General features: G+C 44.0%; 17 protein-coding genes. 13 read left to right on the top strand and 4 right to left on the bottom strand.

The window, feature by feature from the left end; all coding sequences use genetic code 11:
- Positions 1-2: 2 nt before the first annotated feature.
- The 3 genes from lysA to NI466_RS00870 form a co-directional block, all read right to left on the bottom strand.
- Entirely contained in the window at positions 3-1,247 is a 1,245-nt protein-coding gene (gene lysA / locus NI466_RS00880) for a diaminopimelate decarboxylase (protein ID WP_253172424.1), read from the bottom strand.
- Positions 1,248-1,313: 66 nt separating this feature from the next.
- The gene (lptM, locus tag NI466_RS00875) at positions 1,314-1,505 is read right to left on the bottom strand and encodes an LPS translocon maturation chaperone LptM (protein WP_253172484.1); all 192 of its coding nucleotides are present in this window, start codon (positions 1,503-1,505) and stop codon (positions 1,314-1,316) included.
- Positions 1,506-1,637: 132 nt separating this feature from the next.
- Positions 1,638-3,041 carry an amino acid permease gene (locus NI466_RS00870; protein WP_213687528.1) on the bottom strand — a complete coding sequence of 468 codons (1,404 nt, stop codon included), beginning with the start codon at positions 3,039-3,041 and terminating at the stop codon, positions 1,638-1,640.
- 319 nt (positions 3,042-3,360) lie between these two features.
- Here NI466_RS00870 and NI466_RS00865 point away from each other — a divergent pair, with 319 nt between their 5' ends.
- Positions 3,361-4,707 (top strand): alanine/glycine:cation symporter family protein, encoded by a 1,347-nt coding sequence (locus NI466_RS00865; RefSeq protein ID WP_005247668.1) that lies wholly within the window; start codon positions 3,361-3,363, stop codon positions 4,705-4,707.
- 98 nt (positions 4,708-4,805) lie between these two features.
- Here NI466_RS00865 and NI466_RS00860 read toward each other — a convergent pair whose 3' ends face one another.
- Entirely contained in the window at positions 4,806-5,210 is a 405-nt protein-coding gene (locus NI466_RS00860; protein ID WP_004645721.1) for a hypothetical protein, read from the bottom strand.
- 174 nt (positions 5,211-5,384) lie between these two features.
- Between NI466_RS00860 and radA the strand changes: the two genes are divergently transcribed.
- From radA to NI466_RS00800, 12 genes are all read left to right on the top strand, one after another.
- Complete coding sequence (gene radA, locus NI466_RS00855; protein WP_004731817.1) at positions 5,385-6,776, top strand: DNA repair protein RadA; 1,392 nt, start codon at positions 5,385-5,387, stop codon at positions 6,774-6,776.
- A 118-nt stretch (positions 6,777-6,894) separates the two neighbouring features.
- On the top strand, positions 6,895-7,899 hold the full coding sequence (locus NI466_RS00850) for a Tim44 domain-containing protein (RefSeq protein ID WP_253172423.1): 1,005 nt from the start codon (positions 6,895-6,897) through the stop codon (positions 7,897-7,899).
- A gap of 223 nt (positions 7,900-8,122) precedes the next feature.
- Positions 8,123-8,479 (top strand): hypothetical protein, encoded by a 357-nt coding sequence (locus tag NI466_RS00845; RefSeq protein ID WP_435575017.1) that lies wholly within the window; start codon positions 8,123-8,125, stop codon positions 8,477-8,479.
- Position 8,480: 1 nt separating this feature from the next.
- Positions 8,481-10,214, top strand: a complete 1,734-nt coding sequence (locus NI466_RS00840; protein ID WP_253172422.1) for a PepSY-associated TM helix domain-containing protein — start codon at positions 8,481-8,483, stop codon at positions 10,212-10,214.
- Positions 10,211-10,549 (top strand): DUF3325 domain-containing protein, encoded by a 339-nt coding sequence (locus NI466_RS00835; protein WP_253172421.1) that lies wholly within the window; start codon positions 10,211-10,213, stop codon positions 10,547-10,549. The genes NI466_RS00840 and NI466_RS00835 overlap by 4 nt, the downstream gene beginning before the upstream one ends.
- A 97-nt stretch (positions 10,550-10,646) precedes the next feature.
- Positions 10,647-11,165: a tetratricopeptide repeat protein gene (locus NI466_RS00830; RefSeq protein WP_253172420.1), complete on the top strand. Its 519-nt coding sequence runs from the start codon at positions 10,647-10,649 to the stop codon at positions 11,163-11,165.
- A gap of 111 nt (positions 11,166-11,276) precedes the next feature.
- A complete protein-coding gene (locus NI466_RS00825) occupies positions 11,277-12,545 on the top strand; it encodes a hypothetical protein (protein ID WP_253172419.1) in 1,269 nt (422 codons plus the stop codon).
- A gap of 175 nt (positions 12,546-12,720) precedes the next feature.
- Positions 12,721-14,103: an adenosylhomocysteinase gene (ahcY, locus tag NI466_RS00820; protein WP_253172418.1), complete on the top strand. Its 1,383-nt coding sequence runs from the start codon at positions 12,721-12,723 to the stop codon at positions 14,101-14,103.
- A 181-nt stretch (positions 14,104-14,284) separates the two neighbouring features.
- Complete coding sequence (gene metF, locus NI466_RS00815; protein WP_253172417.1) at positions 14,285-15,121, top strand: methylenetetrahydrofolate reductase [NAD(P)H]; 837 nt, start codon at positions 14,285-14,287, stop codon at positions 15,119-15,121.
- A gap of 37 nt (positions 15,122-15,158) precedes the next feature.
- Entirely contained in the window at positions 15,159-15,869 is a 711-nt protein-coding gene (locus tag NI466_RS00810; protein ID WP_253172416.1) for a 16S rRNA (uracil(1498)-N(3))-methyltransferase, read from the top strand.
- Between the two features lie 178 nt (positions 15,870-16,047).
- Positions 16,048-18,924 (top strand): putative bifunctional diguanylate cyclase/phosphodiesterase, encoded by a 2,877-nt coding sequence (locus NI466_RS00805; RefSeq protein WP_253172414.1) that lies wholly within the window; start codon positions 16,048-16,050, stop codon positions 18,922-18,924.
- Positions 18,925-19,064: 140 nt separating this feature from the next.
- The gene (locus NI466_RS00800) at positions 19,065-21,344 is read left to right on the top strand and encodes an NADP-dependent malic enzyme (protein WP_004280528.1); all 2,280 of its coding nucleotides are present in this window, start codon (positions 19,065-19,067) and stop codon (positions 21,342-21,344) included.
- Positions 21,345-21,437: the final 93 nt, after the last annotated feature.

Below are 21,437 nucleotides of genomic sequence, written 5' to 3'. Positions count from 1 at the left end.
CCTTAAGGCAATAAACGCTCACGTTCCCAAAGTGATTCAATCGTCTCACGTTCACGAATCAAATGTGCCTGATCAGTATCGACCATTACCTCAGCAGCACGTCCACGGCTGTTGTAATTTGAACTCATCACAAAACCATACGCACCTGCACCGAGTACTGCCAGCACATCATTTTCCTTGATCGCAAGCTCACGCTCTTTACCCAGAAAATCACCAGTTTCACAAATTGCGCCCACGACATCCCATTCTTTCGTTTCGACATCGGTACGAGGTGTAACAGATTGAATGTCCATCCATGCTTCATATAAAGCAGGACGAATCAGGTCATTCATCGCAGCATCAATAATCGCGAAATTACGGTGATTCGTTGGTTTTAATAGATCCACTTTAGTCAGCAGCACACCTGCATTGGCAGAGATACTACGTCCCGGTTCCATATACACTTTCAAGCCCAATTTTTCTAAAGCTGGACGTAGCGCATTGGCATATTCTTCAACCGACGGCGGGGTTTCATCTTTATACGTCACACCCAGACCACCGCCGATATCGATGTGTTTGAGGTGAATGCCCAGCTCTTTTAACTGGTCGATCATCACAATGACACGATCCAGTGCATCCACAAATGGCTGGGTTTCAGTCAGCTGTGAACCGATATGGCAGTCAATCCCAACCACATCCAGATTTGGCAATGACGCTGCATATTGATAAGTTTCAAACACGCTATCAGACGGAATACCGAATTTATTTTCTTTTAAGCCGGTTGAAATATAAGGATGGGTTTTGGCATCGACATCCGGATTCACACGCAAGGAAATCGGCGCTTTGACATTCAATTCAGCCGCAACTTTCTGGATACGATCCAGCTCGGCATACGATTCGACGTTAAAGCAGGCAATCCCGACTTCTAAAGCTTTTTTGATATCCGCTTCAGTTTTACCCAGACCGGAAAATACAATTTTCGATGCATCACCACCGGCTTTCAGCACACGCGCCAATTCACCACCGGTCACAATATCAAAACCGGCACCCTGTTTGGCCAATACATTCAATACCGCAAGATTAGAGTTGGACTTTACCGCAAAACAGATTTGATGGTGGATAAAATCAAAAGCACGATCCATATCTAAAAAATGCTTTTCCAAAGTGGCTTTAGAATAAACATAGAGTGGTGTGCCGAATTGCTCCGCGAGCTGTTGTAATGAACATTGCTCAGCGTGCAATACCCCATTAATGCGGGTGAAACTCATGAAGGTATCCTTTCTGTGAAAGCGTTATGGTGTGGTTTTAACGTCTGAATCGGTAGGTGCAGCAAACTATTGTTGCACAGGTGCCTCGCGTTCTTCATCGGACGCTTTAGGCTCAGTTTCAGTATTTTTGTATAACAGATACTTGGCACGCTTGTCGTAATTCGGATCATTCGGCAAGTGCAAAGCACCTGACTGTCCACAACTTGCAAGAGCAAGACCCGTCGCTAAGATACTGATGTAGCAAATGACTTGGCGCATCTGACCACCTAATGTAATAGTTTCGATGAAGTATAACGCGATCATTCGGCATGACCCAAGCGTTAAACGCTAGAGAGTATCTTTAGACAAAAAAAAACGCCAGCAGATCGCTGACGTTTTTATTGATAAGGTTTATTTATGTTTCTGTTTATAGAAACCAAAATAGCCAATGATTAGCAGGATAAACCAGATCGGACTGATCATCAGTGCCTGGCGAGTATCCTCTTCCAGCGCTAAGACCACGATCATGCTCAGGAAGAAGATAATCACGATCCAACAGGTCACTAAACCACCTGGTAATTTAAAGGTCGATTTGGCATGCAGCTCTGGTCGTGTTTTGTAATACACGATATAGCTCCAGATAATGATGATCCAGACACAGATAAACAGAATCGTAGATAAAGTCGTTGCCAAGGTAAAGGCCCGAACTGTATCCGGAACAAAATACTGGAGTGCTGCTCCCAGCAACAAACATACCGCCGAGAAATACAAGGCATTGGCAGGCACTGCGCGACGGTTCAGACGACCAAAAGCCATCGGTGCCTGCTCTTCACGCGACAGGCCAAACAGCATACGGCTGGTCGAGAATACGCCACTGTTCATCGATGACATCACCGAGGACAATACCACCAGGTTCATGATGATCGCAGCCGCTGCAATGCCAGCCTGACTGAACAGGTTTACAAAAGGCGAGACATTCGGGTCAATCTGGTTCCATGGAGTTACTGACATCACAATTAGCAGTGCCAATACATAGAAAATAATGATACGGATCGGAATAGAGTTCACCGCTTTTGGCAGGTTCTTTTCCGGATCTTTGGTTTCAGCCGCGGTAGTACCCACCAGCTCTACCCCGACAAAGGCAAAGATTGCAATCTGGAAACCGGCCAGGAAGCCCATGGCACCCGTCGGGAACAAACCGCCATGCTCCCAGATATGACTAAAGGATGCGACCGTACCGACATCATTGGTAAAGCCGGTAAACACCATCCACAGACCAACGGCAATCAGCACCACAATAGCGATAATTTTGACCAGGGCAAACCAGAATTCCATTTCTCCAAACAGTTTTACCGTGACCAGATTCAGCCCCATGATAAACACAATCGCGGCAACACTGATCATGACGCCTTCTTCAGGGCTAAAGGGCAAGCCATTATTGAAGAATTGCAGATAGTAAATAATGGCTGACAGATCCGCGATCCCGATGGTAATCCAGCACAACCAGTAGGTCCAGCCAACAAAGTATCCGGCCCAAGGCCCGATCAAATCCGTGGCAAAATCAATAAAAGATTTATATTGCAAGTTGGAGAGTAACAGTTCACCCAATGCACGCATCACCAGAAAGACCATAAAACCGATGATCATATAGATCACCAGAATCGAAGGACCTGCGAGACTGATGGTTTTACCCGACCCCATAAACAGGCCAGTTCCGATGGCGCCCCCAATGGCAATTAACTGTAGGTGCCGATTGGACAAACTCCGCTTTAATTCACCGTGCTCTGCCGACGAATTGTTATATTTTTCTGACATTATTAATTACAACTTTGAGTTTTACTCGCGACAAATTAACGTAAAAAATGCTGAATACAAAAATAAAATTTGCATCATTTGTATTTCCTGATTAATTGAAGAAGTTAATTTATTTTTCTTATATCGCTCTACAGTTACATTTCTGCTTTATTTTTGACCTGCGATATTCCAGTAATTTCTTGTCAAATTTTTAAAACTGTGTAAAAAATAGAACACTATTCAGCCAATTTATGCATTCAGGATGAATGCATCTGGCATAGCAATTGCTTTTTAATCAATACCTCGAACTACACAGACATGGATCAATAAGAAGAATTTTATGCAAAATTTACAAAGTTTAATGGAAACTTTAAGCGGCTGGGTGTGGGGCCCTTATATGCTGGTACTGATTGTTGGTACCGGGATCTTCCTCACCTTCCGTTTATTGTTCTGGCAGTTCCGCATGTTGCCCCTAGCCTTCAAACAGGTCTTTGGCAAGCATCCTGACCACTCAGGGGACATTTCCCAATTCGCTTCACTCATGACCGCACTCTCTGCCACGATTGGTACCGGTAACATTGCCGGCGTAGCCACTGCATGTGTCCTCGGGGGTCCGGGCGCCGTGTTCTGGATGTGGATGACCGCCCTGTTTGGTATGGCCACCAAATATGGCGAAGGTGTTCTGGCAGTCAAATACCGAGTCAAAAATGAAAAAGGTGAAATGTCGGGTGGTCCGATGTACTACATCGAGCGTGGTCTGAAATGGAAATGGCTGGCACTGATTTTTGCCTTGTTCGGGACACTGGCTTCTTTTGGAATCGGCAGTTCAGTACAGTCGAATACTGTAGCACTGGCGGTTGAAAACAGCTTGGGCATCGAAACCTGGATGACGGGGATCATTATCACTGCCTTTTCAGCACTGGTGATTTTGGGCGGGATTAAATCGATTTCCAAAGCTTCTTCTGTGATCGTGCCGATTATGGCGGTGGGTTATGTGGCTGGCGGTCTGATTATTATTTTTAATAATCTGGAACTGGTCGTGCCGGCACTAAAAATGATCTTCACCTATGCATTTACCGGTGAAGCTGCAGTGGGCGGTGCGATTGGTGCGGCGATTCGTTATGGTGTGGCACGTGGTGTATTCTCCAACGAAGCCGGCATGGGTTCTGCGCCGATTGCTGCCGCAGCGGCAAAAACCGATCATCCGGCCCGTCAAGGTTTGGTATCCATGACCGGTACCTTCATTGATACGATTATTGTCTGTTCAATTACCGGTATTGTCCTGGTGATGGGTTATATCATGGCCGGTAATTCATTCGGAGATCAAACCGGTGCGGTACTGACTATCGGCGTGTTCGACAAACTGCTGCCGGGTGTCGGTGGTTGGGTGGTCACTTTCGGTATTATTTTCTTCGCCTATTCCACCATTTTAGGCTGGAGCTACTACGGAGAAAAATGTGCCACCTATTTACTCGGTGAAAAATTCGTACTGCCTTACCGTATCATTTACATTGCTACAGTTTTCATTGGCTGTGTGGCCACACTGGATCTGGTCTGGCTATTTGCCGACACCTTCAACGGCCTGATGGCGGTTCCAAACCTGATTGGCTTATTACTTCTGTCTGGTGTTATTGCCAAAGAGTCGAAAGACTTCATTGCAAGACGTAAATCTGGTGAACTTTATTAATTGATAAGTTATTATTTAACTACTCAATTCAAATAGTAAAAAGCCACGTTAATCGTGGCTTTTTATGCTTCGTCTTTTCCATTCTTCATCATGAAAATTTAGCAACGTAAACCACTACAAGCCAGCTTGTCCCACTCAGATTCAAGCTCCAGTGCTAGTCCCAAAGATAAAACAAAAAACTGAATGCCTTTAATTTTCATATTGCCCTGTTCATCTTCCAGATACCCACTCAGTTTTTGATAGGTTTTATGATGCAAATCAAAAGGTACATCCAGATAAAGACCACCTAGGTAGATTTCACTATGGACGGTTTGATCCACACCTAAACACGGCATATAGACAATGCCCTGTTGCTCTAGCCAGCCGATCAACATTTGGCGAACCGAGTTTGCGTCCCGATCTGGATGTACATAATGATCAAAATGCACAAACAGCACATCACGGTTTTTTTCACGTGCGATCGCATCAATATGTTTCAGCAATTGTGACAAGATCTGTTCCATTCCAGCATAACAAGATGGGCATTATAGACGGCGTTGACACATAGCATTCAAATCAGCATAAATAAAAACGACAAGCCTTGTCGTAAAAACCATGATTTTTCAGGTGAAAGGCTTGGTTTTCTATAGCATTCACCGCTATGCTGTCACTCAATTTCAATCGCTACATCTTCAAATATGGCTAAAGCAAAAAGTGTGTATCGTTGTGAACAGTGTGGTGCCGATCATCCAAAATGGTCGGGGCAGTGTTCTGAATGCGGGGAATGGAACAGCCTGGTTGAGGTGACCATTGCACCGGCAGTGACGCATCGCGCCCAGCCAAAAATCGGTGGTGGATATGCAGGCCAGGCGTCCAGCATCACGACTTTAAATCAGGTCTCAGTCTCTCATGAAACCCGTCTACCAACGGGTATCAGCGAATTTGACCGGGTCTTGGGTGGCGGACTGGTAACCGGGTCGGTGGTCCTGATCGGCGGTGATCCCGGGATTGGTAAATCTACCATTTTGCTACAAACAGCCACACACATGGCGTCTGCCAAAAATCCGGCCCTGTATGTGACCGGTGAGGAATCCTTGTCTCAGGTGGCTTTACGTGCCCAGCGTCTGGATCTGCCGACTGACCAGCTCAAAGTCATGGCAGAAACCTGTGTCGAACGTATTTGTGAAGTGCTGGCCCAGCAACGTCCTGCCGTCGCAATTCTGGACTCGATCCAAACCCTGTACACCGAAACCCTGCAATCTGCACCAGGTGGTGTCTCACAAATTCGTGAATCAGCGGCCTTGTTGACCCGTTTTGCCAAAAATAGTGGCACGTCTTTGTTTCTGGTCGGTCATGTAACCAAAGAAGGCGCACTGGCCGGCCCACGTGTACTGGAACATATGGTGGACTGTGTGCTGTATTTTGAAGGCCAGTCGGATTCACGTTACCGGATGATCCGAGCGGTCAAAAACCGTTTTGGTGCGGTCAATGAGCTCGGTGTGTTCGGCATGACCGATAAAGGTCTGCGCGAAGTTTCCAATCCTTCAGCCATCTTTTTAAGCCGTTATGATGAAGCGATTCCCGGTTCGATTGTAATGATCAGCCGCGAAGGTACGCGCCCGCTACTGGTTGAGGTTCAGGCACTGGTCGATGATGCACATGGCCAACCAAGACGCGTAGCGCTTGGTTTGGATCAGAACCGTCTAAATATGCTCCTTGCAGTCATGCATCGGCATGGTGGTGTGCAAACCTCCGGCCAGGATGTTTATGTCAATATTGTCGGTGGATTGAAAATTACCGAAACAGGTTCGGATCTGGCGGTACTTCTCGCCTGCGCTTCCAGCATTCGTGGCAAAGCCTTACCGCAACAGCTGGCGGTTTTTGGGGAAGTCGGACTGTCTGGAGAGATTCGCCCTGTGCCGAACGGTCAGGAACGGCTGAAAGAAGCGATTAAACATGGTTTTAAATACATTATTGTCCCTCGCGGCAATGCACCGCAAAAATCCATCGAGGGCGTGCAAATTATTGCAGTTGCGCGTTTACATGAAGCCTTGAGCGAGGCAATGGCGCTGAGTGATGAACTCAATTAACTGTAAACCGGCTCATTTCGTACAAAGAGCAAAAAAATACAGATTTTTGATTGAAATTCCACACAAAGCCTATATAAATAGATTGTTCAAATAGGTTTTATACTCATAGGAAAAATGAATGGAAGTTCGACAGCGCGGTTTGATCACAGGTATCTTGACAGCAGTGTTATTGGTTGCGCCTTTTGCTGCTGAAGCAAAACGTGCTGGTGGCGGTAAAAGTCACGGTATGCAACGTTCTGCACAGCCTACTCAATCTTATCAACAACCTCGTCAAGCTGCGCCTGCTCAACAAGCGCCAACAGCGGGTGCTGCAACCCAGCAAAAATCTGGCCCGGGTGTGGGTGGTATGGTTGCTGCAGGTGTAGCGGGTGCCGCAATTGGTGCAGTCGCTGCCAATGCTTTGGCGGATGATCAAAGTGTAGCAGCGTCTGAAGCTCAAGCTGCTCAAGCCGAAGAGGAAAAAGGTGGTATTCCAGGCTGGATCTGGATCCTTCTTGCTGCTGCTGTTGCCTTCTTCATTTTCCGTAAGATGGGCGCAAAAAAAAAAGTAGCTTCTAACCCATACGCACCAAATAGCGGTGCTGGTAATACAGCACCTTTTGGTCAGGCACCGACTGCACCTCGCGGTGGTGACAGTACCAATATTTTTGGTCAGAATGTGGGTGGTCAAACGTCAAGCAACAATGCTCCGTTCGGTTCTGCTCCGGTAAATAACGCGCCTTTTGGTGCAGCTTATACCCAAAGTGGCAGCCAGTTACCGGATGGTACTGAACCTGCAGCATTCTTGCGTGTAGCGCGTCAGCGTTTTAACCATATTCAGTCCATGAATACAGCAAGCAACATTTCTGAAATTCAGCGTTATCTGACTCCTGAACTTTATCAGTCAATGTATAACGACATCATGAGCAATCAGGATCAGGATGTTGCCGAGTTTTCAAATCTGAATGCGATGGTCGTCGACTCATCGACTGACAATGGCCAGTATATTGTCAGCGTACGCTTTAAAGGTACGGTAAGCGAAGACTTAAACAGCTTGCCGCAACCGTTCGCAGAAATCTGGCATTTCACCAAACCAGCAGGTTCAAATCAGGACTGGGTGGTTGCAGGTATTCAGCAAGACTAATCGTGAATAAATGAAGTGTAGACAGCGGCCTTCGAGCCGCTGTTTTTATTTGTAAGCCTTACATTTTGATCTTTTTTAATTCCCTTCCCCCTCTCTTTTTTAACCTAACTTCCAGTTTTACTTATTTTTCATATAAATAGTTCAACAACCCATATTTAAAATCTAAACAATAATTGTTATCATTATCATTAATTACTTCATAAGTTTGTAAATAGAATTTTCGATGATGAATAGTCCGAATATGCAAGCCATAGCGACTGGAACAGTTACTGCACCGAAACCATCAAGCAAAAATAAAGTCAAAGCAAATATGCTGGCTTATCGTGGGATGATTTTATATCGCTTTATTCTGGCGGGTGCTGGCGGTTATCTACTGGCTACACTGGCAACGATCGTGATTGCCCAGCTTTTTATCGACAGTGGAAGCAGTGCAGCCATGTCCGCCACCCTGATTGGCTTTAGCTTGAATGCTGCTGCATTTATCTGGGTATTTATGGTGAATAAGACGCTCAAAGCTACGCTCGGGATCGCGATTCCCGGTGTTTTACTCTATATCGCCTATAAGCTTTTAGGACATTGAGATGAGAGTAGATGCAAAACCCGAAGGTCCACGCCAGTCGATGTCGTGGTTGCATACTTGGGCCAGTCTGATTTTAGGCTGGCTTTTATATGCGATTTTCTTGACCGGAACCTTAAGCTTTTTCCAGAACGAAATTACCGTCTGGATGAAACCGGAATTTCATCAATCAGTTCCACCAAAGACTCAAATCGAACAAACCCGTGTGGCACTGGCTTATCTGCAACAGCACCATCCGGATGCTGGCAGCTGGGCAATCCAGCTTCCTAACTCACGCCAAAATACTACCACCCTGACTATTCGTAGTGCCGGCGAAGATCCGCGTGCCCGTCGTGGCGGTACCCGCGTGACGATTGACAGCGCCACCGGCGAAGTTTTGCAAGCGCGTGAAACACGCGGTGGTTCATTCTTATACCGTTTCCACTTTGAATTGTATGGTTTGCCAAGAATCTGGGCGCGCTGGATGGTCGGCGTTGCGACCCTGCTCATGCTGGTGGCAATCATCAGCGGTGTCATTACCCATAAGAAAATTTTCAAGGATTTTTTTACTTTCCGTCCCGGCAAAGGTCAGCGTTCATGGTTGGATGCACACAATGCTACTGCGGTATTTGCCCTGCCCTTTCACATCATGATTACCTTCAGTGGCTTATTATTATTGCTTTTTACCCTCATGCCCTGGGGCGTAAACCAGATTTATGAAAATCGTGGTGCTTTCCTTCAGGATCAACGTAAGAGTTTGGTTCAAGACAACAGTATTCAGGCTGAATCCCGTGAAACCCATAGTGAGAGCAAAAAACGTCGACCGCAAGCTGAGAGAGAAAATCGTGGCGAGCGCGGTGAAATGTCTGCACGCAGTGAAGGTCGCCGCTCTCGTGATGAAATGCAAGCTGCACCTCCTGCACCGTCAACCGATCTGAATCCGATCTTGGCAACAGCAAAGAAAGAATGGAAAAACAACCCGGTTGGCACGATAACCATCATCCAGCCAAATACCGTAAAAGCAGAAATTGAGCTTCGTGCCTTAAACGGAGTCAGCGTAGCTTATCGTAATGTTTATCCGAGCCTTGCTTTCAATGGTGTGACCGGTGATTTAGAGCCGGATCAAACCACCCTGAAAACGCCTTCAGTCGCAAATGGTATCTATAACATGTTCACCACACTACATGAAGCACGTGGCGTAGATCTGGCGTTACGCTGGTTATTGTTCATGTCAGGGGTGGTCGGCACCTTGATGATTGCGACCGGCTTGATTCTATGGTGTGTTAAACGTGCACCGCAGCAACAGAAACAAGGCTATAAATCCTTTGGCTATCGCGTGGTTGAAGTCACCAATATCGCTGCCATTATTGGTTTACCGATTGCCTGTGCTGCCTATTTTTATGCCAACCGTTTTATTCCGGCAGACATGGACATGCGTCTGAACTGGGAAATTCGTAGCTTCTTTATTGTCTGGTTGCTGACTTTACTGTATGCCATGATTCGCACTCATCATCAGGCCTGGCTGGAACTATTACTGCTCGCCACTGCTGCATTTGCCTTGCTGCCAATTGTGAACTTTATGACGGGTGGTCAAGCGATCTGGAATAGCATCCTACATGGTCAATGGGTCATTGCTTCTTTTGATCTGGCGATGTGGGTACTTGCGATCCTGTTCTGGTTTGCTTTCAATAAAGTGAAAAACCATCAAGGCTTGCCACCTAAAAAAGCCAAGGCTGTTCTCAAGGAGAATCAGGCATGATGTTCTTCTTATTGATTTGGGCTTTAACTTCACTGGGTTTCTTTGCACTTGCAATGTCGATGTCCAAACATCAAAAACAGATTTTTGACACAGAACTCAACCCTAAAAAAATACAACTTGCGACTATTCTGGGTTGGGTATTGCTCATAATTGCCCTGATTCTGTGTCTGTTAACAGGATTTGCCAGCAATATGATCAGTTACTGGCTGGGTAGTCTAACTTTTGCAGCACTGGTGGTCGGTTTAAGCCTGAGCTATCTGGCAAGTAAAATTAAAGTGATCGTAATGTTCTGTGTGTTCATCGCTTCAATCTCAGGGATTATTTGCTTGATCTAATCATTTGATTGACCAATCTCTTTAAAAAGCTGACCTTCGGATTGGCTTTTTTGCTTTAAACCTTTTAGTCTACGCACAATATTTTTGAGATGTTGATATGATCCAGCGTGTTTCTCTCCCTGCTGCCCTAACTAATCTTGCCTTAGCCGGTAATGCTGAAGCGCAATTTGAACTGGCTGAGCTGTATATGCAAAGCGAGCATGATGATGACATCATTCTGGCTGAAGAATGGGCATTGAAAGCTGCCAACGGCGGGCTGGTGGATGCAATGTACTGGTTAGGTGAAGGTTATACCGTTTATGCCAAAGAACTGGCAGAAGAAGATCCGGAAGAATCTAAAGCTCACTTTGAGTTAGCCTATTACTGGTTAAGTAAGGCCAATATCGAGAAGCACCCTGCTGCGACTTTAGAGCTAGCAGGTTTTTACCGTCGTGGCGATGTAATTGAAAAAGACGTCGAAAAATCGATTGCTTTGGTAAAACAGGCTGCGGAATGGGGTGAAGTTCAAGCGATGCGTGATCTTGCATTTATTTATGCCAATGGTTTAGGCGTAGATGGCAATGAAGAACAGGCTGAGTTCTGGACTCAAAAAGCAGATGCTGCTGAAGCTAAATAAGTAAAAAAAAGCCCGTCAGATGATGGGCTTTTTAGAATATATTATTTTTATGATTCCATATCTTATGATATAAATTAAGATAATCAAAAACTAAATTTAGAATGGAAATCTATGTTTTTTAGCGACAAAAAGGAAATTACACATACAACATCAGAAGTATTCAATACAGGTAGAGAATTACCTTTAAACTATCACGATCGCTCAATAGATGAGCAATTTATTAATATTTTAGGAGCTAATACTCATTGTGTAATTTACGGTTGCTCAAAGCAAGGAAAAACTAGTTTAAGGAAAAGACATATAAATGATAGTGAATGTATTTCCATTACATGTCAGCCTAATTGGAATTTAAAAAAATTAATACAGTCAATTTTAAATAAAGCTGGATGTAAAATAATTTCTAATGTTGAAAAAACTATTGGAGGTGAAATTGGTGCTGAAGCTGAATTACCAAGTATTTTAAAAGTTAGTATTAAATTAAGTAGTGAGAAAAAGTATAATGAAGAAAATACCTGCATACTTGATTTAGATGATATAAATCAAGTGATTGACTTACTTAAAAAAATTAATTTCGAGAAATATATAATTTTAGAAGACTTTCATTACCTACAACCAGAAACACAAAAATCTTTTGCTTATGCACTCAAAGCATTTCAAGATAATTCTAATATTACATTTATTATAATTGGAATTTGGTTAGAAAAAGATAGACTAACTGTTTTAAATGGGGAACTAAGTGGGAGAATTCAATCAATAAATGCAGACTATTGGTCAGCTACAGATCTTACAAAAGTCTTTGAAAATAGTGAGCGCCTATTAAACGTTAAGTTCAACTCTGCTTTCAAAAACCTTCTAATTGAATTATGCCGAGGAAGTATTTTTATCTTTCAACAAATTTGTGCTGAAGCATGTACACAAAGTGGAATATATAAAACTCAACCTGAAATTAAACATGTTGGAATGGGATTTGATGTCTATTCTGAAATAAAGAATATTCTAAGTGTTCAAAATTCCCGCTATGAGAAATTTCTTACAGAATTTAGTGGGGGCTTTGGGGACACTGAATCTCAACCATATAAAATGATTATAATAGGTTTAATTATTGCCGAAGAAAAAGACTTGAATCGAGGTATTTATACACAAGCGTTATTACGTTTAATAAAAGACTATTTAGTTAAAAAAATATCTTTACCCCAAATGTCCGTATTTTTATCTCGAATAATTGAATTACAAACAAAAATTGATATAAAACCAACTGTAATTGAATATAATTCAAATGCAAAACAGATCCAAATCGTGGATAAAGCTTTCGTAATTTGGAGAGCATTCCAAGAAAAAGATGACTTATTAGAACTGTTAGATGAAACTTTAAGCATCTGACTTTCACCTTCTGAATTTTCCAAGTACAATACCCCGCTAGTCGAGGGATGCTGCGACGTTTTACAGGTACTAAATGTAAAATCGCTAGGCTCGACCATCGGTCAGACATTCGTTCTGATCAACAACGGCATCCGCGAACAGAACGATCCAATCTATTTTTTCCTAGGAGATCCTGATGAACGCGGTTACTGCTTCATTTACAGATTACAAAGTTGCTGATATTTCACTTGCTGATTACGGCCGTAAAGAAATTAAACTTGCAGAAGCTGAAATGCCAGCCCTAATGGGTCTGCGTAAACGCTACTCGGCAGTAAAACCACTTGCAGGCGCGAAAATTCTCGGCTGTATCCACATGACCATCCAAACAGCTGTTTTAATTGAAACACTGGTTGAATTAGGCGCAGAAGTTCGCTGGACTTCATGTAACATCTTCTCGACTCAAGACCATGCTGCTGCTGCAATCGCTGCTGCGGGCATTCCTGTATTTGCTTGGAAAGGCGAAACTGAAGAAGAATACATGTGGTGTCTTGAACAACAAATCAATGTAAATGGCACGCCTTGGGATGCCAACATGATTCTTGACGATGGCGGTGATTTAACACTACTTGTTCATGAAAAATACCCAGAAGTGATTGAAAAAATTCACGGTGTAACTGAAGAAACAACGACAGGTGTTCAACGTCTGTATGAAATGCTTCGTGATGGCACTTTAAAAGTTCCTGCAATCAACGTAAACGATTCAGTAACCAAGTCTAAAAACGACAACAAATACGGTTGCCGTCACTCACTGAACGATGCAATCAAACGTGGTACAGATATGCTTTTATCTGGCCGTCGTGCGCTTGTAATCGGTTACGGTGACGTAGGTAAAGGTTCTGCTCAATCTCTTCGTCAAGAAGGCATGATTGTACGCGTAACTGAAATTGACCCAATCTGTGCTATGCAAGCATGTATGGACGGTTATGAAGTTGTATCTCCATACAAAAATGGCGTACAAACAGGTAAGAAAGAAGACATCAACGTTGATCTTCTTCAAAACACTGACCTTATCGTGACTACAACGGGTAACTACCACGTTTGTGATTCAGCAATGCTTGATTCATTAAAAGCGGGCGCTGTTGTATGTAACATCGGTCACTTCGATACTGAAATTGATACAGCTTACCTACGTGGCTACAAGTGGGTTGAAGTTAAGCCTCAAGTACACCAGGTATATCGTTCAGAAAATGAAAATGATTACCTGATCCTTCTTTCTGAAGGCCGTTTGGTGAACCTTGGTAATGCGACTGGTCATCCATCACGTATTATGGATGGTTCATTTGCCAACCAGGTATTGGGTCAAATGCATTTATTCGCTGAAAGATTTGCTGATCTTCCAGAATCTGAAAAAGCTGCACAAATTCGTGTAGAACTTCTTCCTAAGAAATTAGATGAAGAGGTTGCTGCTGCGATGGTTGCTGGTTTCGGTGGTGTCTTGACTCAACTGACTCAAGAACAAGCGGATTACTTGGGTGTTCAAGTTGAAGGCCCATTCAAGTCGGATGCTTATAAATACTAATTTTTGTTTTTACCTCTCCCTAGCCCTCTCCTAAAAGGAGAGGGAAACTTCTATTGTGAAAATAGTTAGAGGGTAAGTTTTAAAGACTTTAACTATCGTAATGGAAGTCCCTTCTCCCTTTGGGAGAAGGTTAGGATGAGGGCAATCCAAAATTACAAGTATTTATAAAAAGGATTTGAACATGTCTAAACAGATTCCAATTTCATTTGAATTCTTCCCAACCAAAACTGATGTAGGCGCGGAAAAACTCAAGCTTGTACATCAAGAGTTACAACTCTTAAATCCAGAATTCTTTTCTGTGACCTATGGTGCTGGCGGTTCGACCCGTGAACGCACCCTGTCTACCATCAATGACTTTAATGGAAAAGGCGCACCTGTTGCCCCTCACTTGTCTTGTATTGGCGATGACAAAGCACGTATTGCTGAACTTCTAGACCTGTACAAATCTCAAGGCATTAACCGTATTGTTGCCCTGCGTGGTGACTTGCCTTCAGGCCAAGTGGGTTTGGGTGAATTACCTTATGCAGCTGATCTGGTTCGCTTTATCCGCGAACATTCAGGCGATCATTTTAAAATTGAAGTCGCAGCTTATCCGGAAATGCATCCACAGGCAGAAAGCTTTGACAAAGACATTCAGCACTTTGTTGAAAAAGTTCAGGCCGGTGCCAATGCTGCTTTAACCCAGTTCTTCTTCAATCCAGATGCTTACTTTTACTTTGTAGATCGTATCCAGAAAGCAGGAATCGATATTCCGGTTGCGCCAGGCATCATGCCAATTACCAATTCCAGCAACCTGATTCGCTTTGCTGATGGTACCGGTGCTGAAATTCCACGCTGGATTCGCAAGCAACTGGCAACTTATGGTGACGATACTGCCAGCATTAAAGCCTTTGGCCATGAAGTTGTGGTTAAATTCTGTGAGCGTCTACTTGCAGGTGGTGCGCCAAGCTTGCATTTCTACACCATGAATACTACTGACCCGACCCGTCAGCTGGTCACCGATCTTGGTTTAGCTTAAGCCCTTTATTTCACCGATTTTTTGAGTAGAACGATCAATGCCACGTTTTTATATAGATGCTGATTTAACTGTTGATGTCAGCCTTGAGCTTACGGAAACTGTATTTCATCATTGGGTAAAGGTTTTACGCGCGCAAGTCGGTGAAAGCGCGACCCTGTTCAATGGACAGGGTGGCGAATATGACGTGACTTTAACCGAGGTTGCTAAAAAATCAGCCACCGTCTCGGTCAATGCATTTAATCCTGCCAATCGCACACCAAAGTTCCAGGCTTTGCTCGGTCAGGTGATGAGTAAAGGCGACCGTATGGATTATGCGATTCAGAAAGCAGTCGAACTGGGCGTTTCCGAAATTCAGCTGCTGACTTCGGATCGTTGTGAAATGCGTTTAAAGTATGATCGCGACCAGAAAAAGCTGGATCACTGGCAAGGCATTGCTATTGCGGCTTGTGAACAATGTGGTCTAAACATTGTGCCTGAAGTTTTAGCGCCCATGTCACTTGAAAAATGGCTGGATACTGAACTTCCGAACACCAAACTGGTTTTAGCACCCAATAAAGATGAAACAGATGTACTGGCAGATGCGACTTTAGATCTTGCCCTGCTGATTGGCCCCGAAGGTGGCTTGAGTGAGGCAGAAATTAGTGCCGCAAACCAGAAAGGTTTTCTCAACTGGTGTATAGGCGAGCGTGTACTACGTACCGAAACTGCTCCTGTTGTTGCCCTGTCAATTTTGAATTATGTGCTTTAGTTCATCGGATGGGTAAAAATTTGTCTTTAATTTTGTTGATTTTTATTTTTAAGACATCTAATCTCGACTAAAGAATAACAAATACTTATTAATTGATTTCACACATTTCCTGGGGTTTTTTATAATAACAATGCACAAGGACGAAAACCGTTTAGGATGAATACAGGCATTGAATCACATGGTTGATAATCAGGACGACTATATTCAGCAGCATTTACATGATGCTCAGATTGCGAACACGCTTCGCCATAGTCGCTATTTTTTGCTCAGTATCATGGTGATCTGCCTTTATATTTTTTGTATTTATCATATTCAATATAGCCCGTCTAATACCTATTTTAATACCTGGTTTATTCTGACAGAACTTCTGGTCAGCATGTGTTGGCTAGTAAGTACGCTGTATTTCAAGCCTGAACAATATAACCAGAAAAGTGCACACCGCTGGTTACAGATACAAAGTCTAGCTGTTGGCCTCAGTATCGCGGCAGGTATTTTTACGATTTATTATTATTTGCCACAGGCTAATCCTGCATTTGAAGATATTGAAGCACTGACCTTGTCTGCCTTGTTGCTGATTGTTACCCAAGCCTTCGGTTTAACCTATTTAACCCAGAAACTCAGTTATTTCTGCCTGGCATTTCTACCGTCCTTACTGCCTTTTTTACTATCGCAAATTTATCATATAGGTCATTCCAATCCTTTCTTTGCGCTGGCTTTAAACTTCACCATGATTGTGATTTTGCTGTGCGCGACGAGTAGTTACCGAATTCACAGCCGCACCTCACGTCTGTATGCAGAAAATGATATTCTGGTGAAAAATGCAGAACAGCAGATCCATTGGACTGATGAACTGTGTCAGCAACTCAAAACTGAAGTCAATAAATCTAAAGATATTGAACTGCAATTACAGCTTAGCAATCAATTGCTGGAGCAAAAGGTACGGGAACGTACCTATGATATTGAACAGATCAATCATGACCTGAAAAATCAGCAGCAGAATCTGGAACTTGCACATGAAATTGCTGGTATTCGGCCATGGGACTGGAATATTCAAGAGCGCAGCATCACCTTAACCAATCATAAAGACGAAAAGATTCTGCGCGATTCCAAAGATCACCATCTGCAATTACAGTATCTGATTCACCCCGAAGATCTGGACTATTTTAAGCGCAATATGAAACAACATCTGCGTGGCCAGATTGAACGCTATGATGCCACTTACCGGATCAAGCTCAGTGAAGGTGGCTGGAGTTGGGTGCATGATATTGGTCGGGTGATCAGTCGTGATCCTAAAAATAAAAAACCCTTGCGCATGGTCGGCATCCGTCGTGATATCCAGCAGGAACGTCTGTCTCAGGAACGTTTAAAGCTGGTGGCCAGTGTACTGGAACAGGCTGCGGAAGGCATTTTCATTCTGAATCCTGATTTGGATTATATCGATGTCAATCCTCACTACGAATACCTGAGCGGTTTTGAGCGTGACGAAATTATCGGTAAATCCTTATTTGATATTGCGGTGCAAAACAAATCCCAGCAACGTACTTTTCAGGCCAATATTGTTAAACAGATCCAGAAAATTGGCTCTTATGATGGAGAGGTTTATGCCAAATTTCTGTCTGGCAAAGAGTCGACCTTATGGCTGCATATTAATGCCGTGACTGATGATGAAGGCCGGATTACCCATTATATTGGCATCGTATCAGATCTGACTGAACGTAAATTACAGGAACAGCGCCTGTCCTATCTGGAAAATTATGACACGCTGACCGATTTACCGAACCGCTTCTATTATAATTATCAGTTGCATCAATATCTGGTTTCGCAAAAAGACTCGATTAAAGAGATGGCTGTGATTCGGCTTAACATCGACCGTTTCCGCCCATTGAATGAATATCTGTCCAATAACGGCGGTGATGAACTTTTACGTCAGGTGGCGCAGCGCCTGCGTATGACCAATGCAGAAGCTTTGTTTGTTGCACACCTGAATGGAGATGATTTTGCGATTCTCTATGAAATTTCGCATATTCGCCCTTCAGTTCAACACCATTGTGAACGCATCGCTCAGGCCTTTAGCAGACCATTCAATATTTATGGTCAGGATCATGTGATTACCCTGTCTATGGGTGTGGCCTTTTATCCGGATCATGGCCGTCAGCTGGATTATTTAAATAATTGTGCCGAACAGGCATTGAACGAAGCCAAAAATCTCGGTGGCAACACCATTCATTTTTATTGCAGTGAAAATCATTCATTACAGAACAAAGGAGTTTTTCTGGAACGGGATTTGCGTAAAGCGATCCAGAATAATGAACTGGTGGTATATTATCAGCCCAAAATCAATTTCAGCGATCAAAGCATTTATGGCTTTGAAGCACTGATTCGCTGGAACCATCCAGAAAAAGGCATTATTGCACCCGGGCTGTTTATCCCGTTAGCGGAACAAACTAGCCTGATTTCAGACATTGGTCGTCTGGTGATCCAGCAGGCCGCTAAACAGATTCGCCAATGGAATGATCTGGGCTTTAATCATATTTGTGTATCAGTCAATATCGTGGCGCAGCAATTGCGTCGTGGTCAATTACTTGATGATCTGGACCAAGCCATTGCAGACAACCAGATTTCTGGCGCCAGCCTGGAGCTGGAAATTACCGAATCTTCTTTAATTGAAAATTCGGAAGCGGTCAAAAACCTGCTGAATGAGATTAAACAGCGACATATTCATATTGCCCTAGATGATTTCGGTACAGGTTATTCTTCTCTCTCCTATCTTGCTGATTTTCCAATTGATACCTTAAAAATTGATCGCAGTTTTGTTTGCAAGATTGGGGAAAACAAACAGGCAGCGATTGTCAGCGCCATGGTGGCCATGGGTAAAGCCATGGGCATGACCGTGGTCGCGGAAGGGATCGAGACTGAAGAACAGCTAGAATATCTACGTGATTTAGACTGTGATATTGCCCAGGGTTACTTATTTTCCAAACCGCTTCCTGAGCAGGATGCAACCGCTTATTTAGTACGAGACAAGACGCATCAGACTTATATATCTCAAGTCTAAGTCCATACCCGAGCACAATAAGTTTGTTGGAAAAACGGCCGTCTTTGTCTGTCCGAACTGGCCAACAAATGGTATATTCAGGAACATAAATAAATTTTTTGCCCGCTGACCGGGTAATCTTTACAACGATCGAGAGACTGATGGACGAACAATCTTTAAAGCAACAGGCCCTTTACTATCACGAATTTCCTACCCCGGGGAAAATCAGCGTTACACCAAGCAAACAATTGGTCAACCAACGTGACTTGGCCCTTGCTTACTCGCCTGGCGTAGCTGCACCATGTCTTGAGATTGAACGCGACCCTTCAACTGCTGCATTGTATACGGCTCGTGGTAACCTGGTTGCTGTCGTGACCAATGGTACTGCCGTGCTTGGCCTGGGTAATATTGGTCCTTTGGCTTCTAAACCTGTTATGGAAGGTAAAGGCGTATTATTCAAAAAATTTGCTGGCGTTGATGTATTCGATATCGAAATTGCTGAAAATGATCCAGACAAAATTGTGGATATTGTCGCTGCATTAGAACCGACTTTCGGCGGGATTAACCTTGAAGATATCAAGGCGCCAGAGTGTTTCTATATCGAGCAAAAATTGCGTGAACGCATGAATATTCCGGTATTCCATGATGATCAGCACGGTACTTCGATTATTGTGGGTTCTGCACTTCTCAATGCGTTACAAATCAACGGCAAAAAAATTGAAGACATCAAGATTGTGGCTTCAGGCGCGGGTGCTGCTGCACTGTCTTGTTTGAATCTGCTTTGCGCTCTGGGTGCTAAAAAAGAGAACATCATCGTTGCCGATTCACGCGGTCTGCTGACTACGCATCGTGAAGGCCTGGATGAATCCAAGAAAGCCTATGTACAAGACATCGAAGCTACTCAGCTCGGTGACGTGATTGCGGGTGCAGACATGTTCCTCGGTCTTTCTGCTGCGGGCATTCTGACCAAAGAAATGGTCAAGGTCATGGCTGAAGATCCGATCATCTTTGCCTTGGCAAACCCGGATCCAGAAATTCTGCCTGAACATGCGCATGAAGTACGTGATGACGTGATCATGGCAACTGGCCGTTCTGACTATCCGAACCAGGTGAATAACGCACTGTGCTTCCCGTACATCTTCCGTGGTGCATTGGACGTTGGTGCAACCACCATTAACGAAGAAATGAAAATTGCCTGTGTCCACGCGATCGCGCGTATGGCACACGTTGAAGCTGATGCGGCGACTTATGGTGAAAAATCTGCATCATTTGGCCGTGAATACCTGATTCCGGGACCACTGGATCAACGTTTGATTCTAGAAATCGCACCTGCTGTTGCACAAGCAGCCATGGATTCTGGCGTGGCAACACGTCCAATCACGGATTTCTCGCATTATCGTCAACGTTTGTCTGAGTTTGTCTACAACTCTGCATTCATGATGAAACCGATTTTCGAACAAGCCAAATCTGATCCTAAACGTATTGCTTATGCGGAAGGTGAAGACCTGCGTGTACTTCGCGCAGTTCAAATTGCGGTAGATGATGGTTTGGCAATTCCAATTCTGGTGGGTCGCCCAGCTGTAATTGAAGCCAACATTAAAAAATTGGGTCTGCGTCTTGAAGATGGCGTGAATATCACGATTGTTGATCAGGAAAAGAACCCGAACTATGAAATGTTTGCAGACGATTATTACAACATCATGCAGCGTAAGGGTGTAACGCCTGAATATGCACAGCGTGAAGCACGTCGTCGCTCGACCCTGATCGCAGCGATGCTTGTGAAACATGGTATGGCAGACGGTATGCTGTGTGGTACGTATTCAAGCTACGACATTCACCTGGACTTCGTCAGCAACATCATTGGCAAGAAAGATGGTCATAACACCTTCTTTACCCTGAATGCCTTGATGCTTGAAGACCGTAACCTGTTCATTGCCGATACCTATGTCAACACTAATCCAACGGCTGAGCAGCTAGCTGAAATGACGATTCTAGCTGCTGAAGAAGTTCGCCGTTTTGGTATGACGCCACGTATTGCCCTGCTTTCTCACTCAAGCTTCGGTTCAGACCAGCATGATGCCAGCGCGCAAAAAATGCGTAAGGTATATGACATCTTGTCTGAAATCGCGCCTGAGCTGGAAGTTGAAGGTGAAATGCACGGTGATGCTGCACTGGATGAGAACATTCGTCAGTTTGCATTCCCGAATTCACGTTTCAAAGGCTCTGCAAACTTGCTGATCATGCCGAATCTGGATGCTGCCAATATCTCGTTTAACCTGTTAAAGGCAACTTCAGGCAACAACGTAACGATTGGTCCAATTCTTCTAGGTGCTGCGAAACCTGTGCACATCTTGACACCGACTGCAACTACGCGTCGTGTGATCAACATGACTGCATTGACTGTTGCAGAAATCCAGCAAGCGGAACAAGATGCACTTTAAGCCAATGACAAGATAACGACGCATCAGCCTCGTTTCTTAACTTGAGAAAACCTCTATTCTGTAGCATGATGCTTGTAAGAATAGAGGTTTTTT

This window comes from Acinetobacter lwoffii (assembly GCF_024129595.1).
GTDB classification, from domain to species: Bacteria; Pseudomonadota; Gammaproteobacteria; order Pseudomonadales; family Moraxellaceae; genus Acinetobacter; species Acinetobacter lwoffii_O.
Note: the sequence above shows the minus strand (reverse complement) of the source record. Positions and strands in the feature narration are given on the sequence as shown.